At 45.2% G+C, this 21,871-nt stretch carries 13 protein-coding genes and 1 pseudogene; 5 read left to right on the top strand and 9 right to left on the bottom strand.

Going from position 1 to position 21,871, the window contains the following annotated elements; translation table 11 throughout:
- Positions 1-70: 70 nt before the first annotated feature.
- Complete coding sequence (locus ACFPK9_RS12465) at positions 71-1,618, bottom strand: Ig-like domain-containing protein (RefSeq protein WP_377095237.1); 1,548 nt, start codon at positions 1,616-1,618, stop codon at positions 71-73.
- Positions 1,619-1,631: 13 nt separating this feature from the next.
- Positions 1,632-2,486, bottom strand: coding sequence for a c-type cytochrome (locus ACFPK9_RS12460; protein ID WP_377095236.1), 855 nt, complete (start codon positions 2,484-2,486; stop codon positions 1,632-1,634).
- A 294-nt stretch (positions 2,487-2,780) separates the two neighbouring features.
- Between ACFPK9_RS12460 and ACFPK9_RS12455 the strand changes: the two genes are divergently transcribed.
- The gene (locus ACFPK9_RS12455) at positions 2,781-4,136 is read left to right on the top strand and encodes a sulfatase-like hydrolase/transferase (protein WP_377095235.1); all 1,356 of its coding nucleotides are present in this window, start codon (positions 2,781-2,783) and stop codon (positions 4,134-4,136) included.
- A gap of 37 nt (positions 4,137-4,173) precedes the next feature.
- A complete protein-coding gene (locus ACFPK9_RS12450; protein WP_377095234.1) occupies positions 4,174-5,370 on the top strand; it encodes a putative glycoside hydrolase in 1,197 nt (398 codons plus the stop codon).
- Positions 5,371-5,462: 92 nt separating this feature from the next.
- Here ACFPK9_RS12450 and ACFPK9_RS12445 read toward each other — a convergent pair whose 3' ends face one another.
- From ACFPK9_RS12445 to ACFPK9_RS12425, 5 genes are all read right to left on the bottom strand, one after another.
- Positions 5,463-6,302 carry a PEP-CTERM sorting domain-containing protein gene (locus tag ACFPK9_RS12445; protein ID WP_377095233.1) on the bottom strand — a complete coding sequence of 280 codons (840 nt, stop codon included), beginning with the start codon at positions 6,300-6,302 and terminating at the stop codon, positions 5,463-5,465.
- Positions 6,303-6,695: 393 nt separating this feature from the next.
- On the bottom strand, positions 6,696-7,412 hold the full coding sequence (locus ACFPK9_RS12440) for a hypothetical protein (RefSeq protein WP_377095232.1): 717 nt from the start codon (positions 7,410-7,412) through the stop codon (positions 6,696-6,698).
- 19 nt (positions 7,413-7,431) lie between these two features.
- Positions 7,432-11,073 (bottom strand): hypothetical protein, encoded by a 3,642-nt coding sequence (locus ACFPK9_RS12435; RefSeq protein WP_377095231.1) that lies wholly within the window; start codon positions 11,071-11,073, stop codon positions 7,432-7,434.
- Positions 11,074-11,449: 376 nt separating this feature from the next.
- Positions 11,450-12,112 carry a hypothetical protein gene (locus ACFPK9_RS12430; protein WP_377095230.1) on the bottom strand — a complete coding sequence of 221 codons (663 nt, stop codon included), beginning with the start codon at positions 12,110-12,112 and terminating at the stop codon, positions 11,450-11,452.
- Between the two features lie 10 nt (positions 12,113-12,122).
- Positions 12,123-15,638 carry a hypothetical protein gene (locus ACFPK9_RS12425; protein ID WP_377095229.1) on the bottom strand — a complete coding sequence of 1,172 codons (3,516 nt, stop codon included), beginning with the start codon at positions 15,636-15,638 and terminating at the stop codon, positions 12,123-12,125.
- Between the two features lie 356 nt (positions 15,639-15,994).
- Here ACFPK9_RS12425 and ACFPK9_RS12420 point away from each other — a divergent pair, with 356 nt between their 5' ends.
- The 3 genes and pseudogenes from ACFPK9_RS12420 to ACFPK9_RS12410 form a co-directional block, all read left to right on the top strand.
- Positions 15,995-16,261, top strand: a complete 267-nt coding sequence (locus ACFPK9_RS12420) for a transposase (RefSeq protein ID WP_377092531.1) — start codon at positions 15,995-15,997, stop codon at positions 16,259-16,261.
- A 2-nt stretch (positions 16,262-16,263) separates the two neighbouring features.
- A complete protein-coding gene (locus tag ACFPK9_RS12415; RefSeq protein ID WP_377095228.1) occupies positions 16,264-16,644 on the top strand; it encodes an IS3 family transposase in 381 nt (126 codons plus the stop codon).
- A gap of 21 nt (positions 16,645-16,665) precedes the next feature.
- Positions 16,666-17,172 (top strand): annotated as a pseudogene (locus ACFPK9_RS12410) (integrase core domain-containing protein); the annotation flags it as partial.
- A gap of 238 nt (positions 17,173-17,410) precedes the next feature.
- Here the strand turns inward: ACFPK9_RS12410 and ACFPK9_RS12405 are convergent.
- Both ACFPK9_RS12405 and ACFPK9_RS12400 read right to left on the bottom strand, forming a co-directional pair.
- Entirely contained in the window at positions 17,411-17,962 is a 552-nt protein-coding gene (locus ACFPK9_RS12405; protein WP_377095227.1) for a hypothetical protein, read from the bottom strand.
- Between the two features lie 127 nt (positions 17,963-18,089).
- Positions 18,090-21,611, bottom strand: coding sequence for a hypothetical protein (locus tag ACFPK9_RS12400; RefSeq protein ID WP_377095226.1), 3,522 nt, complete (start codon positions 21,609-21,611; stop codon positions 18,090-18,092).
- Positions 21,612-21,871 lie beyond the last annotated feature (260 nt).

The raw sequence follows: 21,871 nt of genomic DNA, 5'->3' as shown, positions 1-21,871 counted from the left end.
GGTGAAAATTTCAGTTCAAGAGCATATTCTCCTTGTGACGAAAATGTGTGAAACATGCATCACTCCCCACCTATTCATACACCTCGTGCGCTGTGTACCAGAAGCGATTGTAGGACAGATTACCGATCTTGGATTTGATCTTTCTTGGAATCGTAATGTCATACACCCGATCTTTGATCAGTGGCTCAGTGAATTCCAATGTCAACGTATTTCCGTCGACTTTAAATGAGGAACACGGCATCTCTTTCTGCTCATACTTCTTCGAACCATAACTATCGTGGTAGGCGATCCGGTAACTATCTACAAACACATCCTCCGCCGATTTTTCAGTCGAAATGTCTGCATTGAAAGTCAGCTCGAAGCCCTTCTTCGTCAGTTTCACATTCTCTACGAAGAGAAACGGCTTGCCTGTGTAGGTGATCTTACGAATCCCCTCACGCCCCGGCCAACTCAAGTGAGTCTTCCCGATGTATAGCGATTTACCGTCTTTCGAATACAATAGACGATTATTCCCGCTATCGATCATGCTAGTATCCAACAAATGCGTGGCGGTTCCTTGCTCCACCCCATTCACTGAATCAGGTAGATAGCGAATCAAGCGCGGATGATTCATCTCTCCCACCAGCAAATGCCCCTTCTTACTCTCTTCGCTAGAATAAGGAATGAAGTCTCTTTCAATTCCTAACATCTGAGTAATCGAGTTTCCACAATCACCTTGTGGCAATAACACTGGAGCCTTCGTTCTACGAGCTTCTAGTTCTTCTACTGGTAACTCTGCAGGTGTCACCTCTGGTGGATTTTCCGCCCAAAGTAAAGACGCCGCATGTCCGTGAAAGCCACCCTCTTTGATTTTATGAATCTTAGAAGCACCCACCCAGTCACCTTGGTTATCGCTCACCCATAATTGGTCATTTTCATCCACGTAAAGCCCATTGGGAGTTCGCACCCCAGTCGCATACACTTCCGCTTTTTTGCTATCTGGTGAAATCTTCAACACACAGCCCCGATACGGTACTCGTGCATACATTCTAGGAATTTCTTCCCGCATCACTTTCCATTCATTTCCATCCTTAGGAAGAAACTTATCATGGCTCAGTCCGCCGGTGTCATTCCATTCACCACGAATTTGCTCGCGCGCACCCGCCATATTAGATGCCGTCCCCAAGCTGATATAAATATTTTTCTTCGAGTCTTTGACTAAGCCAAAAGTAAACTCGTGGTAATTGCCAGAAAGCCCCCAGTCATTACTCACATTTTCATAAAAATCGGCAACTCCGTCACCATCATCATCGTGTAAACGAGTCAACTCACCACGCTGAATCACTAAGACATCTCCGTTCTCTTCAACATAGATCCCGAGAGGCTCGTGTAAACCAGAAGCGAACAACTTCCATTGCTTGGAACCTTCATTATAAGTTCTCACCTCGCCCCTATGAAAACAGGCGATAAGATCACCATTCTTGGCATAGTCCAAACCACCAATCTGATAATCGGCTCCCTCCGGAGGATCGATTTGCTCCACTTCATAATGACGCTTCCAATTAAACTGCGCTGATGCGCTTGAGCTCAATAAAAGCAGCCCAGAAAGACCCGACAGTAATGTTTTTTGTATAGTCATTGTCTCAATAAAATTATGCGTTCTCTTTGTACTTAATGACGATCGTGGAACCTTTCGCCTCAACAGAAACCTCCATTTTAGAACCTTCAGCACCCTCAGGCTTATTAAACTTCGTAAATGCCCGATCTGCAGTAATGGTCCGAACGATGGTATTCCCCTCTACTGAAAAGCGTTCAGTCACCTTCACCTCACCCACCATGTATTCCAAGGTCGGGAAACCTTCTTTGTCTAGTCGGTAGCCCACATAATCTTTTTCTGCCTCAAGCAGCGGCTCTTTCACATCAAAGACCTGCTTGCCAACATTAGCTTCAGAATTGCCATTACTCTTCCAGTACTTGTAATTATCAACTGTGCCTTTTGCAATATACGACACCTCACAGGTATCCGTGTCCCATATCACATTGTGTTCCTCCGAAGTCGGTAATGCGATAACCATCGATGCCGGGCCAGTTCCAGGAATAAAAGTCCTCTCAACTCGAGGACGCTTACGGTACACTTCCGTCTCAATGTAGGGGTCAATCCTTGGCATCTTAATCTTCTGCTGACCTTTCGCAGCTTCGAGGATGTACTTGTGGACTTCGATGAGTTCCTCCTCGGGAATGTGAACCATTGCCGGCATCTGAGCCATATCAGGATTGCGCTTCCCCGGATTATAACACCACTTAATAAACTCCTCGCGCTTCTCCTTCGGGTACCATCTTGCGACATCTACCAGCGCAGGACCGACAAGATCTTTATTCATGTCATGGCAAGCGATGCAATTCGTTTTAAATGCCTGCGGGGCTTCCGCCGCCGATGATTTATGCACCATACTTCCTCCCACCAGCATCACTCCCAACAGCCCAAATGTTATGCGTCCATTTCTCATAATATATTTTTCTAGTAGTTTTTACACCGAGCGATTCGCAGAGAATCGTCAAATCCTCCTGTTCTGAACACCATTACCCTAGCTCTAGTTTAAAACTATCTGGCTAAAAGCATTGGACGCCATCATCCCATACGTCAACTTTTAAGCCAAAATCCCTGCGTACACATGATTCACAAATCACGACAGTCCAGAACCATTCACACACTTGGAAAACCGCTCAAATTCGCCCCTTTTTCATTTCCCAAGCTGAGCTCTTAGCCTAAACACAGCTCACAGCAAAACACACTGTTACCTATGAAAAAACTGATCCTCTCCTGCGCTATAGCGCTATTTTCTCTATGCACGGCACAGGCCGCCACCTCAGATAAACCAAACCTCATCTTCATTTACGCAGATGACTGGGGCTACGGCGACATTGGAGCTCACGGCAGCACCTTCTGTAAGACTCCACAGCTCGATAAAATGATCGAAGAAGGTACCGACTTCCAGAATTTCTCCGTGGTCAACCCAGTCTGCTCTCCAAGCCGAGTCGCCATTATGACCGGCCACTACCCAGCTCGACATTCCGTCCACCGTCACTTTGCCACCCTCCAACACCACAAGAAGACTGGGATGCCTGACTGGCTAGACCCAAAAGCAGTCATGCTACCGCGCCTCCTCCAACAAGGTGGCTACAAAACCGCTCACTACGGCAAGTGGCACCTCACCAATGTTGATATCGATGACGCCCCACTGCCTGACCAATACGGCTACGATGATTACAAGGCCTTCAACCTTCCTGGGCCAAACGCTCCTGCAGACTCCCCTATTCCAAACGCACTCAAATTCATCGAAGAAAACAAAGAGAAACCATTCTTCATTAACCTCTGGATTCACGAGACCCACACTCCACACTACCCAAAACCAGAATTCGAAGCGCTCCACCCAGAGCTCAACGATCGTCAAAAAGTCTACGCAGCCATCGTTTCCGAAGGTGATACCGGCGTTGGTAAAATCCTCGCAAAGCTCAAAGAACTCGAGATCGATAAAAACACCCTCGTCATTTTCTCCTCTGATAATGGCCCTGAGCGCACTGGCGCGAAAAAAATCACTGAAGACGCCTCTACCGGTCCTGGAAAAGGCAGTTACTACAGCGTTGGCGAAACCGCTGGACTCCGTGGTCAGAAGCGCTCGCTCAATGCTGGTGGCGTCCGCGTCCCATTTATTGCATGGTGGCCTGGTACGGTTCCTGCCGGAAAAATAGACAAGACTACTACGCTTGCTGGCACCGACATTCTTCCTACATTCTGCAGCCTCGCAGGTGTTACTCTTCCTGAAGATTATCAAGCTGACGGGGTCGACATTACCTCAGCACTTAAAGGTGAAAACTTCGAGCGGAACAAACCCGTCTACTGGGATTGGCGTGCAGCTACTGGTAAAAAAGACTTCTGGGCAAGCTCTGGCATCGCCGAAGGCAAATGGAAGCTCCTCCACAACAAAAAACTTAAGCGTACCGAACTGTACGACATGACCGTCGACTTCAAGGAACGCAAGGATCTCTCTAAGCAGAACCCAGAACTCGTTGAAAAACTCCTCGCAAAAATCACAGCTTGGCAAAAAACACTGCCAGATGCACCTCCCGCAGACTGTATCTCTAAACATAGAAACTAAAAACCAACAGGCGAGCCACTCTCACTCGCCTTCAAAAATGATGAAACGTACTTTCCTAGCACTTGCCTGCACACTTTCAATACCACTCACCTACGCCGCAGCTCCGCAAACCACCACCGATACTCCCACCGCCAAGGATCGTACACTCATCATTAGTGATGGCTCCCGCTTCACACCAAAGGACTTTTACCCAGAATTTAGCTGGGACGTCACGCCTCGCTACTTCATGTTTGGCAATCGATACAAGTTGCTAACACCTGAACAAGTTCAGTTCATTTCTGAACAAACTAGCTTCCTCTGCATTGAGAAATCCCATGGTCAAAAACCGCTGGGAACCGCCGAACTCGGAGCCAAACACGAAGCCGCAGCCTTCAAGAAAATCAATCCAAAAACCAAGGTCCTCTTTTACTTCAATGCTGCCTACGCATGGCCTTATACCTCCTATAACCAGATTTTCACCAAAGAAGGGATTGAGCAGAACCCGAAACTCAAATCAACTCTCATCACCCACCCTAAAACGGGTAAACTCGTCGACCGCTACGGAGCACTTTGTTACGATGTACTCAACCCATACCTCCGTAAGTGGTGGGTGGAAACTGTTGCGAAAGCAGTGCAAGACTCTGGCTGCGACGGCGCATTTATTGATCAAATGCACGGCAATGTCGATTTTCGCAAAAACAAACGTGCAGAGGTTGAAAAAGCCATGGATCTAATGATGACAGCACTCAAAGAGGCTCTAGGACCAGACAAAATCCTACTCGCCAACAATGCTTACACCCCTTCCACTGAAAATATTTTAGCGGTCAGCGACGCTGTAATGTTCGAGAACTACGCACGACAAAAATCAAACAAAGAAAGCCTTCTAGCTGAATGGGAAGATATGCTCAGAATCGCCAAGGCTGGTAAAATATCCGTTTTTCGCCTCGGTGTCGAAGGCACTTGGCGCGGCCACATGCAGCCCAACATGCCTCAGCTTTCAAATGAGAAATTAGAATTCGCTCACGCCTGCTACCTTATTGGCGCCCAACCCTATTCTTACTTCATGTACAGTTGGGGCTGGAAAGTCGCTACTGGACCGCTCGTTGACTATCCAGAACTCAGAAAACCAATCGGACCACCCAAAGGCCCCTACAAGCGCACCACACCAGATGGCTGGGACTTCACCCGCGAGTTCGAACACGCCAGTGTCTGGGTGAATACCGAGACTCGCAAAGCAAAAATCACTTGGCACTAGAGACTCCACAAAAAAAGCTATCAAAGTTGTAGGTTTCACCCACAACTAAGACAGCCTCTTAATCTAGCTCATCTTCTTGAAATATATAGCAACTAGCTGCGGCGGCGACGTATGCACAGCATACCCACAGCCCCTAGACCTAAACTCAATGTAGTACTAGGCTCAGGTACAGCATTCATCTCAGCAAACGACTGACCCACGATAATATCACCACTGATCAATCCCAATGCTCCCCCCAAATCTACAGCATCAAGCTCAATCCGCATAGCATTCGTCACTAGCGAATAGCTCTCGGTCCCAGTTCCTGTAACAATTTGTTCATTCAAATGTACGCTGATACCAGCCAATCCCGCTGCAGATACATCCAGCAAAGTATTGGCAGCATAACTTGTGGCAAGGTTGAAATCTATACCAGCAATCGATAAAGTCACATCTTCGAGTTCACTCTCACCAAGTGTAAATAATGACCCATACGATCCCGTCACAGAAGATGATGAGCTAATAGCGGTCCCTGAAGTACTGCTTATAGTTAAAATATTCGGTGCAAACAACACCCCAGAAACAAGAGATAATTCCAATCCTGTCACACTGGATGAACCTACAGTGTTTCCCGAAGCTGACACCCCATCTACATTAGATAAAGCTTCTGCGTCGATTACCGAGGCTTCTACATACCCCAACGCCCCCAAAGTGCCGATACCTACAGATAGATTTGATACAGTCCCTGTATCAGTATCAGGAACTGGGGATGAAACATAAGCCTGAGCATACGGACCAACCCCTACATCTACAGCTAATATGCTGAGGTCCACATCAAGACCGAGTCCTGATGCAGTTCCAGACGTCACCATAGACGCCCCATTGACCTGACCTAACAAAAGCACAGGCACACAATAAAACAATTTTTTACACACCGACGGGAGTTTATACACACTTTTCATTTTCTAATTTTTTAGGGTTTTTAGCAATACAACTCATGAATCAAAATCAACGACAAATTGAAACAGATTCACAACGTAAACATCTAACTATCATCTAATTAGATTCACATCAAGATCATATGAGAAAATAACGTCACAAAAGTTAGATCGCCCAAGAAAAAAAACGAAATATGCTTCATGCATTTTCGTGGCATCCACGATGAAATACCATCAGCTAAGCTTAGATAGGACACTAAAAACAAAGTTACTTTAAACTTTCCTATCTCTCATCAGTTCGAAGGCTTCAGCTAATTTTGCTGCGCCTAATCAAAAAAAATAACCAGCTTTGAGTTTTGGTAATGCCATTTCCCACTGATCTGAATGGCTACTCCAGCAAATCACATGCTATTGGTTACTACCAATCTCAGGACGTGGAACAGTTTGAGGAAGGAACTTTATGTTAACACGACCCGAGCCATTATTAGGAGGCATGATGAAAACAATCTCCCGTCCGGAAGGTTGACCTAGAAGCCGCGTTTCATAAAGCATCACTCCCTTGACTGTACGAAGGTAAAAGGGGTGAAAGCTTCCTCCCGTGAGCTTTTTAGTTTTTACTACTGTCGTCTTGCCAGGTTGTAGTCTGAATACATCTCCACTAAAAGCCCCTTCTATCGGAACTGATGTAAAGTTCAGAAACCTAAAGCTTCCAGCTGGAAATACATCGATAGAATCATTAATACCAAACATCGATAGCGGCAGGCTCGAAGCTTTCTTATTTGCAACGACAACATAAAGCATTTTCTTGGCTCCTTGCATTATCGTAGCCTGCCCGATCATTTTGTATTTATCCTTACCTTCTGGATCTTTTTCACTAATGAACATTTCCAATTTACCATCTGAAGGCAGTGGATACGACTCCGAGCGACGACCAACCTTAATCTTCACCTTATTCATCGTACTACCATTACGGTAATAAACTGAATCATATGGGAGTTCCTCCCACGAGAGTAACGAAAACGCTCGCGCTGATTTTGCGTTTTGCGCTTGAACACCCGATGGTACTAAGATCAGCAGAAAAAAGCAAAGGGCAGAAAAGAACATGTGTTGATATTGAATTCGCATAATATTAGAGTGATTTTTATTAAATTTCATCAGGTGACAGCCAACGGAATCGCATGACTTTAAACTGACGTCCGAAAGTTTTGTTAAGCTCATTAAAATTGCTAAATCCAGCAAGTGTGATGGGGTCAAGTGCCTGATCCCAAGGTTCATTGTCGGCGGCATTATTGCCCGAGTCCACATACTCTGGCACTCTCTGCACTACCATCTCACAGACTGCACTTGCAAGGACTCGGCTGCCATCAGCTGAAAGAGCCTCACCGTATGAGCGGATACGAAAGGTATCTGTTCTAGCAGTCAACCGTGGAGCTATAGGCAGAAGAAGGTCTGCCTGAGTAAGGTCTCCAGCTATATTGGTCGTGCTACTCTTTAGAGTGCTTAGCGGTGGTCTACCTGGAGCTTGAGCACTCGAATAGTCAGGGGCAGTTCCACCTGCACCAGATTGAACATCTTCGTTAATAGATGTAAGATCAATAGCCGCTTGTAAAGCTCCAGTGTATGAGGTGGCAGGGTCGAGTGGTCCCATGCGGTGATTCACAAAATCTGAAAGACTCATGAAGGGGCCACGCAGTTTCACCTGTTCAACGATATTCGTTGCTAAATCAGCGATTTCCCCATCGTCAAGTCGTGCGAAGCCTGCCCAGTGCGCCTGAGTAATGAGCCCCCCAGACGCAGCCGGATCACTCGGCGACACGCTGCTGGGGAATGGTGTATCATTAGAAGGAACATCAGTTCCCCCCTGTGCATACTTCACAGCTAGATTTCTATTGGCTCGAAGAAATGCTTCCCATGCTTGAGTCGAAGTGGAATTTACATTGAACACGCCATCGATAAGGCTGTAAGCTCCCATTTTCATGTAGCCGTCATCCGCGACGAGTTCCGCCACAACATCTTTAGTACTTTTTCCAGCTGGCAAATAAGGTCGAAGCACAGGATTTGCTTGAGCATCTCGATAATCTTCACCATAGAATTTTGTTAATGTCTCTTCTATCGATCCTGTTTGTGAATACCCTCCATTCAGAGTGAAATCAGGAGCGATTCCGGAAAGATAATAACGATCAAAAAGGGCATCGTTCATCAGCCACGAGTGATCAGCTGCTGTATATACATTACTACCGGCAGTCAGTTGTACTTTTTGATACGCAGTTGTAGGTGTCACAAGTGGACTCGACCAAGAGTTACCCACCGCATGAAATGGCTCTGTTGCCTGAACGCTTAGATTCGCATGAGAAAATTCAGCCAATGAATTTAAAGGAGTCGAAGGGATATTAGACATGGGGACCGAAGTAGAGCCTCCAAATTGGTAGGTAGAGCCCCAGAACGCATTTCTGCCAGAACCTGTAAAATTAAACCCATAATTATTGAGTAAATTATTAATATTATCATCTGATATATGGCCAAAAAATTGATTCAGGCCACTAGAGGAGAAACCAAAATCTTTGTTCATCAGCATCGGCGCAGGATTAAACCGTGAGAATATTTCAACAGGTTCAGCAACTGAGTCGACTGGCCCACCTTTCCCTCCTCCAAACAGGGCTGGTTTCATGAGATGGATCAACAAACCAAAGAAATTTTTCTCTCCACTCAGTAGCACACTGGCATTCACTTCGGAACCGGGAATGATAAATCCATCGGCGCTTGTACCTGGAGTTTGGTATCCGTCTTTAGTTGTGTTAGAAAGCTGGTAATGTACTTGCTGTATCTCTTCAGAAACGGCTGGATTGAGAGGGTTCGCAATACTTGTGTTTAGGTAGTATCGATTGGTGTTAGCCGCGCCTACTGCTGAATAACCAAAACTAATCTTGTTGTTAGAAACACTAGCGGTATCAATAAGAACACTACTACCATTACCGTTGATCTCAGTCATGATTAGGCCGCTGTTATTAATATCATTCTCTTCAAAGTAACCCGGTTTGGCTATCCCGGAATTGGCTACGGACGGCGTCACAGCCATCACTTCGCCAGGTTCCATCGTAATCGTTGTAGAACCATTTGTATCTTGAACTTCAAAACTGGCCTTCCGCCCAGCGCTATTTACATTCCATTGAAAAAGATCGCGAACTGTTCTGTTAATAATCATCGAGTCAGTCCCTGTAATCTCGATAGTGTATTTACCTGGAAATGAGTTTTGTAAGTCTATTTTCAACCCCTCGACTTGCAACTTCCTATTATAAGGATTCCATATGTAGAAGATAGGATCCACAGCAACCGCCAATTGAACCTTACTCCCCTGCGGTATACCCTTTAAGCTGAGCAAGGCTGTCGTTCCTAAATTCACTGGCGCATAGGTGGGTTGCGCTGGACGGTAGATGTAGAAATTAGAGCCTACGAATGGGTCTTGCTTTTTGGTTCGCTGTTCGTGATCCCAATGATCAGCCCAAGGAGATACCGTATCAAACATGTGACTGTAGTTACTGCCCTCAGAGCTGAAATTGGGGTAGTGTGGCCTAGATTTTAAAATGTAGTTTCCTTCTGAGCCAGATAATCTCTTGTATAGATTAGCGTAATCACGTAGTGCCCACCAATTTGGTCCGCGAAGTGTGACACCAGCATCCCCACTTGCAATATCACTAGAGAACGGAGTTGCAGGACTGGCCGACCTATAATCTCTATACACAAAGCGTTCTTTGACAGGTAGGCCACTAGGTTTTCCTGATGCGGTGAGACGGTCATTTCCTTCCACAAACTCACCATCCTGTTGGTTAAATTTATCCGCCTCTGCCGCCTCTGCATCGTCGTCCATTTCAAATGCCAGACTTAAGTCACGCCGCAAGCCACCATATTTTACATCAGTCATCACCCCTCGGCTGCCAAATGTAATATCGTGACGCTTTTCTCTGAGCCAGTCCTTCTGATTATCCGAGTCTCCCGTCACTAGAGGCATATCTGCCTCACTAATAGCTTTCTGAATATTGCTAACCAAATCTGAGTCGTTTTCGATGGGGTGAGTGACAACTCCATCAAAGGTGCCTTCAAACACAGCATAATCTGGTCCAGCTATGGCTGAAAGCCTCGCATGTAGCTCTCTAGTCTCATCTGGAGATTCTCCACCCGACCATCCGAGATCAGCTTTTACCCCCATATCTTCCACCCAATAGGCATAAGAGCTTAATCCTCCACTGCCATCCGAAATATTAACCTTGGGTACTATTACATCTCCAGAAGCATTGTTCCCTTCAAAAATTTTGATCGCATCTGAACTGGGCTGAATTGCAACTATGCTCAGATTTTCTACCATCGTAGAGTCGGGAGACGAAACCAACCAACGGACAAACTCACGCGTGTCAGGCTCCTTTGGATTATAACTCGCTGTGCTGCCGTTTGCTGCTACAGTATCAGATTTCCAAACTCCCGCCCAATGGCGTTTTCCATCCACAGGCGTCACAGAGGATGTATAGGCGTTACTCGACTCTCCTAAAATCGAGGCTGTCGCAGTAATACGTTGGTCAGGACCCGCTGCCTTCTGTAACTCTCCTAAAGCAATCATTAAGGCCATCCGAGCATTCGCCTTAGCCTGTTGCATCGGAATTGCATGTTCGGTGGCTTTTGTCGTAACCGACGAAAGGCTCAGCATACCAATAGCCACCATCACGAGCAATGAAAGCACGGAAATCGTTGCAATAAGCGCGAAACCCTTAGATAGAGATTTTTGATGAGTTTTCATATGGTTTTTTCATTGAGCAATTCACACCACCAGAAGACTGTCGCCACACCGATAATGTATTTACATATTCACTACATTTGAGTGACTTATGGGTAAAAACCTCCTCTCAGCAGAATATGTAATACAATGTAAACACATATCAAAAAAATGATCGACCCCCAAGAATTAGGGGGGTCACCACACCAATAACAGCCACCACTCTCCCTCTCATACAGGGAAACTACGCCTTTTGGCTATAAACTCTCAGCCAAATGTCCAATAGTATAATCTATGAAAGATCCCCTTAAAAGTACGGTTCAACTTTAGACTACTGACACTACGAAATAGGAAAATTGAGATAAAAGACATTGAATCACGCCTTTCACCGATCACCCCTTCACACCTGCTTTTCAACAATAAATTTCAACTCCACCGGCCCTCTCGATCTATCCTTGGAGGGAATAATAAAAATCAGTTTGCGTTCATTCATTTGATGCTTCCATACTGCCGAGTAGAGTTTCGATCCCTTCAAATCTTTTTTTAGTAGCAGAGCCACTCCCACATTACGTGCTGCCCCCCCTAATTGTACAGAACTTGGCTTCCAACCAGCAGGAATGAGCTTCTGCTTTTTATCACAGCGGAACACCAGTTCCTCATTAGTGAGATTTATAAACCGCAGAGATCCCCATGCAAAACCCTCAACATTATCCTCAACCACTAAAGTTCTGATCCCTGACGGGTCGTCTTTATCAGGAATAAGCAGGAGGAGAGGCTGCTTGATCGAAGACCCCAAAGCTATAGGCACCGCTAGAGGCTTCCCTTTCTCGGAAAGCCGGTCATTCACTTGTAAGCGCAAACTCTCAGAATCAGCCTTCACTTTAATCGGAGCGCTTCGCGCAAAGTGATGCATTCCCGTGATCTGCTCCGCTTTCGAGCCATACGCTATCGATAAATCTCGCCCTGCGATATTTTGATCCCATGCCAAAACACGCATCTCCACCGCTTGAATGGGCAAAGCAAAAAAACAGGTAAAAATAACTGAAGTAATAAATTTATACATAACCTAATTTCTATTGAGCTAGAGCGAGCGCCTCATTGTCATTGAGGTAGCGGAATGAAGTGATACGGAACACGCGACCAAACTGACGGTTTATCTCTGTTAAATCTGCAACTGGATCACTAGCTGCATTGGTCGAATCCATGTAGTCAGGATAACGCTGAACAGTGGCTTCTATCCAAACTCTCGCTGCGACCTCACCATTTGATCCTCGCGCCTCTCCATAGCTACGAATGACAAAAGAATCCGAACGCACAGTAATCACAGGAGCCAGCGATTTTAGAACATCTGCCTGCGTCAAATATCCAGGTATTCCCGTGCCTGTATGCGCTCCAGCGTCATCGATATTTGCTTGATCCTCGCTCTCATACAGACTCGAATCAATAGGTACCTGAACACTCTCTTCGTTAATTGCCGTCTTATCGATCGCGGCTTGAATCGCCCCGCTGAGTCCTTCGTCACTATCTTCAACTCTCCGGTTGATAAATTCAGAAAGAGAAAGAAATGGTCCGCGTAGTTGCACTTCTTCCACAATCTTTTCAGCAAGCTCTTCCACTTGGTCATCAGTCAAACTTCTAAAGCCATGCCAGACATCATCCCCACTTCCCACTGGAGCACTAAAACGTGGAAATGGTGTCTCTGAGCCAGACTCTACTACCTCCGAATCTTCTGGTACACCTCCAAGCTCAAAGCTAGCCCCGCGAAGCCCTAGTAACACAGCCGTCCAGGCCTTGACACTCGTGGAGTTCACATTGAAAGCTCCATCCACCATCAAGTGCCCTGCCGATTTGACACAAGCTTCAGGTTCTAGCATTGACTGAACAAACTCCGACTCACTCAGACCTCCGAAGGTATCCTTAAGTAGACGCATACGGCCGTTGCGCAGCGGATTAGCTCTAGGATCGTCAACATACTCAGATAGGACGCTTTCTAAACTACGTACCTCCTGTGCCACTGGTGTATCCCAAACTGACTCATTTCCTCCACCCGTCCCTGGCTCTATTTCGGGAGCTAAACTACTGAAAAAATACCCATCCCATAGCGCCTCATTTACCAAATACGAATGATCCACTTCAAGACCGTCTCTCGCATCATCCACTACCTGCCCCCTCTCCACATACGCACTTGCCCAGCTATTTCCAAACTGATTTGCAGGAGAAAAGGGCGTGCAAGTAAGATCAGCATGCTGAAAGTCAGCCATCGAAATCAATGGCGACTTAGGCAATTCAAAAAAGGACAAATGAGTACGTCCTTCGAAAGGAGATTGTGAAGCCCCATAATATGCGGCAAGCGGCACTTCCCCAGACGTGTTAATTAAACCATTCGCAGAAGAAACTTCACGCATTCTTAGCTCATATTGAGGGCCGTTTTCAAATTCCGTATGTGTGACATAAGGGTTCATCGATGACTGACGTGGATTTCCACTAAAAACTAAATCTGATGACTGCACTCCATTCTCACTCGAATTGGCAACCCGATGGAAAACCTCAATGGAAGCTACTGGCAAGGGGGCCTGCTTTAGACTTTCAAAACTCACTGTTGGTGACACATAAGTCTCCCTTGATTTATTATAATAATTCGTAAGCACATTAGCGATTACCTGCCCACGCGTACCTACTGCAGGATCAGCACCCTTAGCTAAGGTCGCATCAGATAGACCAATCATAAATGGCAAATGAATGCCTAATGATTCTTTATAAACCAATGTTCGAAATGTCATCGAAGCCGTATCTCCACTCTCTAATGGAGTGCTCCTGGCCCCTCCATTTCGATGAGGCTGTATCACAAAACCTCCTGAAATGTTATAATCTGCCATGTTATCCACTGGCTTCATGAAAATCGTTTTATCTCTGGGAGGATACGCATCTATCTGATCGTGATCCATTCCAGTGAAGTCTAAAGTTTTCAAATCAGGTGACGCTGGACAAAACACACGCACCTCACCAGGTTTAAAACGAATCGATTCCTGAGCCCCCATTATCGGTCCACCGCCTGGCGTAATCGCTGCAATAAAATAGGGATTAATTTGCCTTGAGGAACCCGCTACATTCGCCATTGGAGTACTCCATTCAGCTCCACCTTTCGAACTATTAATAATCACTTGCCAAGGTAAATCTAACCATGGGTAAGCCACAGCCCCCTCGATTTCCAACGCCACATTATACGGATTCCACAAAGTAATCACCGGGGTAAATGCAAATGAGGGCTTATCATCTTCAGTCAACGCGAGACTGACCAAAAACATCACACGGTCTAAAACTGGTCGTACGCCAGTTTGAGTTTGGTCAGCCACTACCTCAAAATGCGGCGGCCTTTCGAAACCCGCTGCAAGCTCACCCTCTCTTGCCGCAACATGATCCAGACCGCGCTCAAAGACAGTCACACCGTCAGCTGTCTCATAAAGGTGATGCGCAATTCGATAATGCGATCTCAATGTGTCAAATGTTGGAACTGAAGTGACTGGAAAGTGAAAATGAACATTGGCTAGATCCCACTCCCGCTCAAAGTTATGATACCCGACATCATTCAATGGCTCATAAAGAGGTCTTTGGCTTCCGTAGCTACTCGGCGTCGTGAACTCATTTTCAGAAGCTGCTACAAACGGATTCTTAATACTCCCCCATGACGCCTGCGAAAAATCAGCATCATCCATCTCAAACCCCAAACTCAAATCGACCTTGAGCCCACCATCCACCACATTGGTCAACAAACCGTAGGACGAAGTCGTGAAATGGCCGCTTCCATTCTTAGAATCACCAGTCGCAGCGAGCTCGTCATCTAGCATCGCCTGACGCAGATCAATCACGCGAGATGCCCGATGATTCCACAGTTCTGTAGGATTCGAAAAATATTCTGAAAACTCTAAATTCGCTCGCGGCTGAACCTGAAGATCATCATTGGGTTCTCTATCCTCAAGCTCTGGACCAGCAATATTGATTTTAGCCTTAGTCCCTTCTTGCGTAATAGCCCAAGCATAAGCGCCCTCTCCTCCAGCGTTTGAGTAAGTCACTAATTCTCCATTCAGCTCAATACCCTCTTCATCCTTAAACAAGGTCACTAAATCACCAGAGCCTCCATTCAACACCCAATCACGGTCTTTGAGCTGCTCTTCATCACCTGAAATCAACCAGCGCAAAAATCCAGATTCTTTAGGAGCATCATAGTCTGGCGTAGTCGCAGTTTTTGTATTTTTACCCAATCGGGCTGACCATGATTCCCATACACCTAATGCGTACGGTGAGCTGACCGCACTCCCTGAACTACCTCCCGAGGCCTGACCGAGGATTGAACCATCAGCTGTAATACGCTGATCAAGACCTGCAGTTTCTTGTAATTCACCTAGTGCTATCATCAAAGCCATCCGCGCATTTGCTTTGGCTTCATGCATCGGGATCTCACGTGCGCTTGTTCGGACCGTGACTGCCGACAGACTCAACATCCCGATAGCTATCATTACCATTAACGAGAGCACCGAAATAGTGGCTATAAGAGCAAACCCTTTAGATTTAATATTTTGCTGGGTTTTCATTGTATGAGTGGATTGAAAGCTTTTGCCACAAACACTTTCCTACTGGTGGATGCAACAAACTCGCTGAATTACGTTATTATAAACCTTGATTACGCAATAACGTCATATGAAGAGATATACTCCCCAGTGAATACAATGTAAATTTAATTGAGCCCAAATTTCGCAATAACGAACCAAGGTAACGTAAATAAATCACCAATAAGGTAGAAGCCTCCAATTGTAACACCATGTATCCACCACCAAAATACACACCACGTAACAAACTGTAGTAGAACTACATTGCTCAATCTGGCCTGACCCCGTAGAACTGTGCAGTTCATAAATGTAGATTTGGTGATATAACCAAATCGAAAAACATGAAAAGAAGCCGTTTTAGCGAAGAGCAAAAAGTCAGAATCCTGCAAGAATTGCGAGCTGGTAAGAGTCGTAAAGAAATCTGTGCCGAGCATAATGTGAGTCCTCAAACAATTTCCCTATGGAAGAGTAAATATGGGGATATGGATGTAAACGAGGCTCGAAAGCTTAAAGCCTTAGAAGAGGAAAATGCGCGGATGAAGCGCATCATAGCTGATCAGGCGATGCAGATCGACATACTCAAGGAAGTGAACTCAAAAAAGTGGTAAGTGTGGCAGCCAAGAAGACGGTGGTTCGCACACTAGTAGAGTCTGGGTTTGCGAAAGTAAGTGAAGTGTGTAGAGCGATAGGCTTACAGCGATCTAGCTTTTATTGGGTTAGTCAACGTAGCCCTGAGAGTATAGAGCTTGAGCGAGAGGTTCTGAGGCTCAGCAAGGATAACCCTCGTTATGGCTACAGGCGCATTACCGCTTTGATGCGCCGAGAAGGCCATAAAATCAACTCTAAGCGTGTACAGGCGATACGTCGCCGTCACGGCCTACAAGTACGCAAGAAGCAGCGCAAGAGTAGACGAGTAAATGAAAATGAACCCAAACGACTCCGCGCCAGTGCAAAAAATGAAGTCTGGAGCTGGGACTTTGTTTACGATTAAACAGAGCATGGGTCGAGCTTCCGCATTTTAAGCGTGTTAGATGAATACACTCGTCAATGTCATAGCTTGAATCCTCGTCATAGCTACCGAGCCGAAGACGTAATTGAAGTTCTAGAAGAGCTCATTGTTGAGCATGGGCCTCCTCGGTTCATTCGTAGTGATAATGGTCCAGAGTTTATAGCCTACAAAATTCGAGACTGGCTCAAAGAGCAAGGCATCCAAACACACTACATTACACTAGGTTCACCATGGGAGCAGTGCTACATCGAGAGCTTTCACGACAAGCTACGCGATGAGTTCCTGAATCGTGAAATCTTCTACTCTCTAGCAGAAGCTAAAATTTTGCTAGAAGGATGGCGAAAAGAGTATAACGATGAACGCATCCATAGCTCGTTGGCTTATCTCACACCCAATGAGTTCGCGCGCAGCGTACAGACTCCGTTACGGGCTACGCCCTCCACTCCGTCTGTACGCGAACTAATCCCTAACCTAATAAGAAACAACATCTTCACTGAATCTACAGTTTAGATCTGTCCAAAGCGCGGGGTCAGGCCACCCCCAATTTACTGGATGGAAGATCTCCCACTAGCCTGCATATTTCATAATAGCTTCTTGAATAGCCCTGAAGGGATAGTCATTTGAGCTTTCACCCGATCTCGGGTGAAGAAGTTGCCCCGTAAAACGGAGCCGTTGGCGAACGATGAAACGACATCTTCCAGACCACCTGCCCTACGAAAATGGCAGATGAGAATAGCAAATCACTTGACTAAAAATTTTTTATCTGTGTCGCAAAATATTTCATCGTCGTGCGCCCATCAGGAACATAAAAGAAAACCACAGTTCTTCGGTCGTCAAGAACTCTCCATCCTTGACGAACCATCCACCTTTGTTTCTTATTCTGAGGCTCAACATAATTTAGCTTCACATCAAGGAACTGCCCCATCGAATCACTCATGTTAGCCACTTTGAGTTTCATAGGAGCCACATTAACTTTCTTTTTGCCAAAGGTCCCTAATACATAGTTAGGTGTGAAATTCACAAACATAAAATCTCCATTGCTAAAATAATTATCCGTTGCGTTCAATGAGAGAAGCTTCATCGGGAAAGTCGGATTTTTAGTGTCTGTGACAGCAACAATCAAAAACTTCTCCCATCGTGCATCCACTTTTGTCGAGGGAAGCCCTTTCGGCATAACTTCACCCTCATCATAAATTTTAGGGGCGAAGACTATTTCTAATTCATTTTCACCCTCAAATTGGAGGTCTTTTCCAAACTCATATTTTGGCATCTCCACGTCACCATGGAGTTTTCCATTCACATACACATAAACTTTATTAGGGGCGTTAGCCGGCTTATCATAGTATAAAACCCTTGCAACACTCGCTGAACCTTCACAACAAAGCAGCAATAAACACAAGCACGTATATTTCAAAAAAATCATATAATTAAACTTCATCTTTATTCAACCATCGAAAAGAGACTACCTTAAACTTCCTACCATGTAATTGGTTAGTCATACTCAAATTGGTGTAATCTGTACTTATATTGTTTGGATTAACATACTCCGCAGTTCTGACTACAGTAGCCTCACACCATGCTTGCACTTTATTTCCTGTAGAATCAAATGCCTCACCATATGCCCGAATAACAAAGCTATCATCGCGCACACTCAAAAGTGGAGCAATAGGCCTTAACACATCTGCCTGCCTAGGCCAACCTGGCGTACCATAAGCCACATGTCCCTCAGCTGCTTTTGGAAATGAGTAGTAGGTATCATGATCTGAAAATTTTCTAGCACTGTACTTAGCATAGGTAACGGTCTCTCCATCTGCATTCGTATAGGATTCTTCCTCATCAGGCGGAAACGCACTTAGAAGTTCACCATATGGGTTTTTGGGATTGCTTGCGCCAAGCTCAGACAGAGCGATCAATGCACTCTCCACAGCGCCAGCCATCGCCAAGTCTTCATCATCAGAGAGCTGCCTGTTGATGAACTCAGAAAGAGATAGAAAAGGCCCTCTCAGTTTCACCTGCTCTACAATTTGCTCCGCAAGCGCTTCGAGTTGTACCTCAGTCCAGTCATAAGGCTGAGCTACTAATTGCGAGTCACTCCCTGCTGAAGATGCGTCACCAGCAAGACTCGTTCTGCTCATAGGATATTGATAAGCTGGTCCCTCATTTAGACTTGCTCCCCCGTTTACCGTATCAATAGTTTGATGAGGCACTTTAGTTTCCTTCATATTAGTGAGTAATGCTTTCCACGCTTCAACTGATGTAGAATTCACATTAAACATTCCCTCCACTTCAAGCTCTGAAGCAATTTTATTCCATGAAGTCCCTGAATTTTTAAAATTTTCTTCGATGTAACTCGTAACCTCATTTTTAGAAATAATCTTCGTAGGTCTGTATGCTGAATTTTTTAACTCACCCGCACCTGTAAAAAACTCTTCGAGAACTTGGTCCAAGCTCTTTTCTTCTATTGATGTGAATGGTTCGAGCTCTGGTGAAATTGATGAGACAAACCAATCATCAAACATTAAGTGATTAAAAACATAGCTATGATCATAACCCTCAGTACCAGTAACCTGAATTCCACCTTTTTCTATGAAGGCCGAAGCATGACTATTTCCTAACACATTTGCCATCCGTGGTGCATTGGGATTAATAAAGGCTGGGTCAAAATGCTGTAATTCTATCAGCGATAACAATGGTTGCGTTGGTAACTCAGCGGTCACCCAACGCGCCAAACCATCTAAAGACGTGTATGATGTTCCAACAAAGCCGCTAACATCATCCCCGGCTGATAGATCCCGTGCAAATGATATCAATTTAGGATCCACTTGGCCATTAAGTCGGTCTATATTCCACTCATACAGCTGTTGCTCAATCCCCCCACTACCGCCACCATGATGCATTGGTCTTAGTATTTTATTATTAAGGTACCCCTTTGTAGGGGCATGAGTCTCAAATAGATTACGCATCGTCATAGACATTGAAACGAAGGGTTCAAATTTATTTGCACTCCATTCTACATCCTCGATGTTCACAGCCGTAGCCTCGCCATCCGTATTAGGTGAGGACTTCTCTTCAAATAATTCCGAGTCATCTGAAACATGAAAAGGCATTGAACGAGTGCTGCCTACCCTTCCAGCTCCTGTTCTTAACCAAATCGGAACACTATTATTGTTCCCTGTACTAAACCAACTTGCGGAGTATGCTGTACCCGCTGGATAACCCTCCGCTTTAACCGCGCCTATTGCATCGCGTATCCTAACAAAATAAGGTTGGTCAGTAACACCTGTATTTACTTCTATACTCTGCACTTTATCAGCATTTGACTCTAACAAGCCAATATATGCTGATTTCCCTATCACCTTCGACTCACCAGGTTGAAATAACTGATGAGCAAATGACGAAGGCTGTGGTATCACATTAAAAACGTTTCGCCTACTATTATTTTTCGTGCCAAGAAGCAATGACATTCTCTGAGGCACCAAATTTTGGTCATCACCAAGACCGAATCTAAGATAAAAAGGGAAATTCGTCTGATTGGAGCTTGTGGAATTAAGTTGCAAATACTCTCTATTAAAACCTGTATTATCTATGGCTACGTTATAGGGGTTATAGTAAGTAAAATAGGGATGAACTCCTATAAGCGGCCGATAGTTAGAGTCATCACTCGCGTCTATTTTTTCAGAGGCGAGACTAAAATACATCTGCCACCTAACCAGCAAAGGCTCTATGATAGAGAACCTCTCACCATTCATAGCATTCGATTGACTATTTAGAGAGTTGTAAAATTTATAGGTCGGCGCCCCACCAGCGTTAGTCTGTAAATTTTTATAAAGTGAAGCAAAGTCGGCTAGACTATTCCAAGTCATCGATGTTTTATCATTGCTTCCCCATCCATAAATTAAAGCCTTTTGCCCAGAAGAAGCATACTTCAACCCGCCTAGATGCTCCACTCCAGGGGTGATATTATAAGTCGAATAGCCATTTTGTGGTACCCTTTCTCCCCATGCAGAACGGTAATCAGGATTAAGATCTTGGTAATTATATCCTGAAGTTTGCCACTTTTCTGCAAAGAGAGAGAGATCTCTCTTCCAGCCTCCAGTAGCGGCATTAGTCAATAAACCTGTCGAAAAATGAGTGATAGCATGATAGTTCTCCTTAACGATCTCTTCTATGTCAGGAGTTCCTTCTACAAGTTCATATGACCCAAATGAAATTGCCTTCGCTAGAGTTGGATCATCATTGATTTCAAACGCTTCAACTTGATATTCTAAATTCGAATTCTGCTTGTTAGCCCACTCCGCAAACTCATTTGCATCGGGTGCTTCAGACATAGGCTTGATCAAAGCTTTTGAATTTAAGCCTTGAATCCACCATGCATATCCTCCTTTCTCACCCTCCTCACCATCGATGCTGGTTGGCCTCATGTGTACTTCAAGGTCTGAATCTATGTCGGTGGAGAGAGTACCGGTTGAAAGGATCGGCACTGTTTCTGCATTTTTAATGAGTGTAGGTGTATTATCTGGGTCAGAAAGACTCTGGCTTTTATCCGATATCAACCATCCCAGAAATCTACCTCCTGAAGTACTTTCCTTAAACTTTTCGTCATATTCAGGCTGACGTGGTTTTCCCTCTGAATCATGATCAGCCCCCTCCCAAGAACGCCAAACTCCAGTCAACTGTTTAGGCGCACTACTATTCCCCTTCACAATATCCGCAGGAGCAGTAATACGCGTATCCGGCCCAGCCATCTTCTGCAGCTCTCCCAGAGCCATCATTAACGCCATGCGGGCATTCGCCTTAGCCTCTTGCCGTGGAACCTCGTGGTCCACCGACCTCGTGGTCACAGCAGAAAGGCTTAACATACCTATTGCAATCATGACTAACAGTGAAAGCACTGAAATGGTTGCAATAAGAGCGAACCCCTTTGAGAAAGTAGATTGTTGAATTTTCATGAGAATGAGTGGATTTAAGACTGACGTATTGCAGGAATACGTGTGGCGCATGGTGTATATTCCTAAGACTAATAGCGCACCATATGGCCAATTGTTTGCGCTACTGGCACAGAATATACATAAATGTAATTACATTGTAAATAACTTTAAGGGAAGATTGAATCATCAGAGCTAAACACTGTGCAATAAAATACTGCAACTTTCGAACTATTCAGCTGTTCAGTATCACGTACTTAAAAGGATTTGACCGAAGCTAGGAA

The sequence above is a fragment of the Rubritalea spongiae genome, from assembly GCF_042652385.1.
In the GTDB taxonomy this organism is placed as follows: Bacteria; Verrucomicrobiota; Verrucomicrobiia; order Verrucomicrobiales; family Akkermansiaceae; genus Rubritalea; species Rubritalea spongiae.
This window is presented reverse-complemented; position numbering and strand designations above follow the sequence as displayed.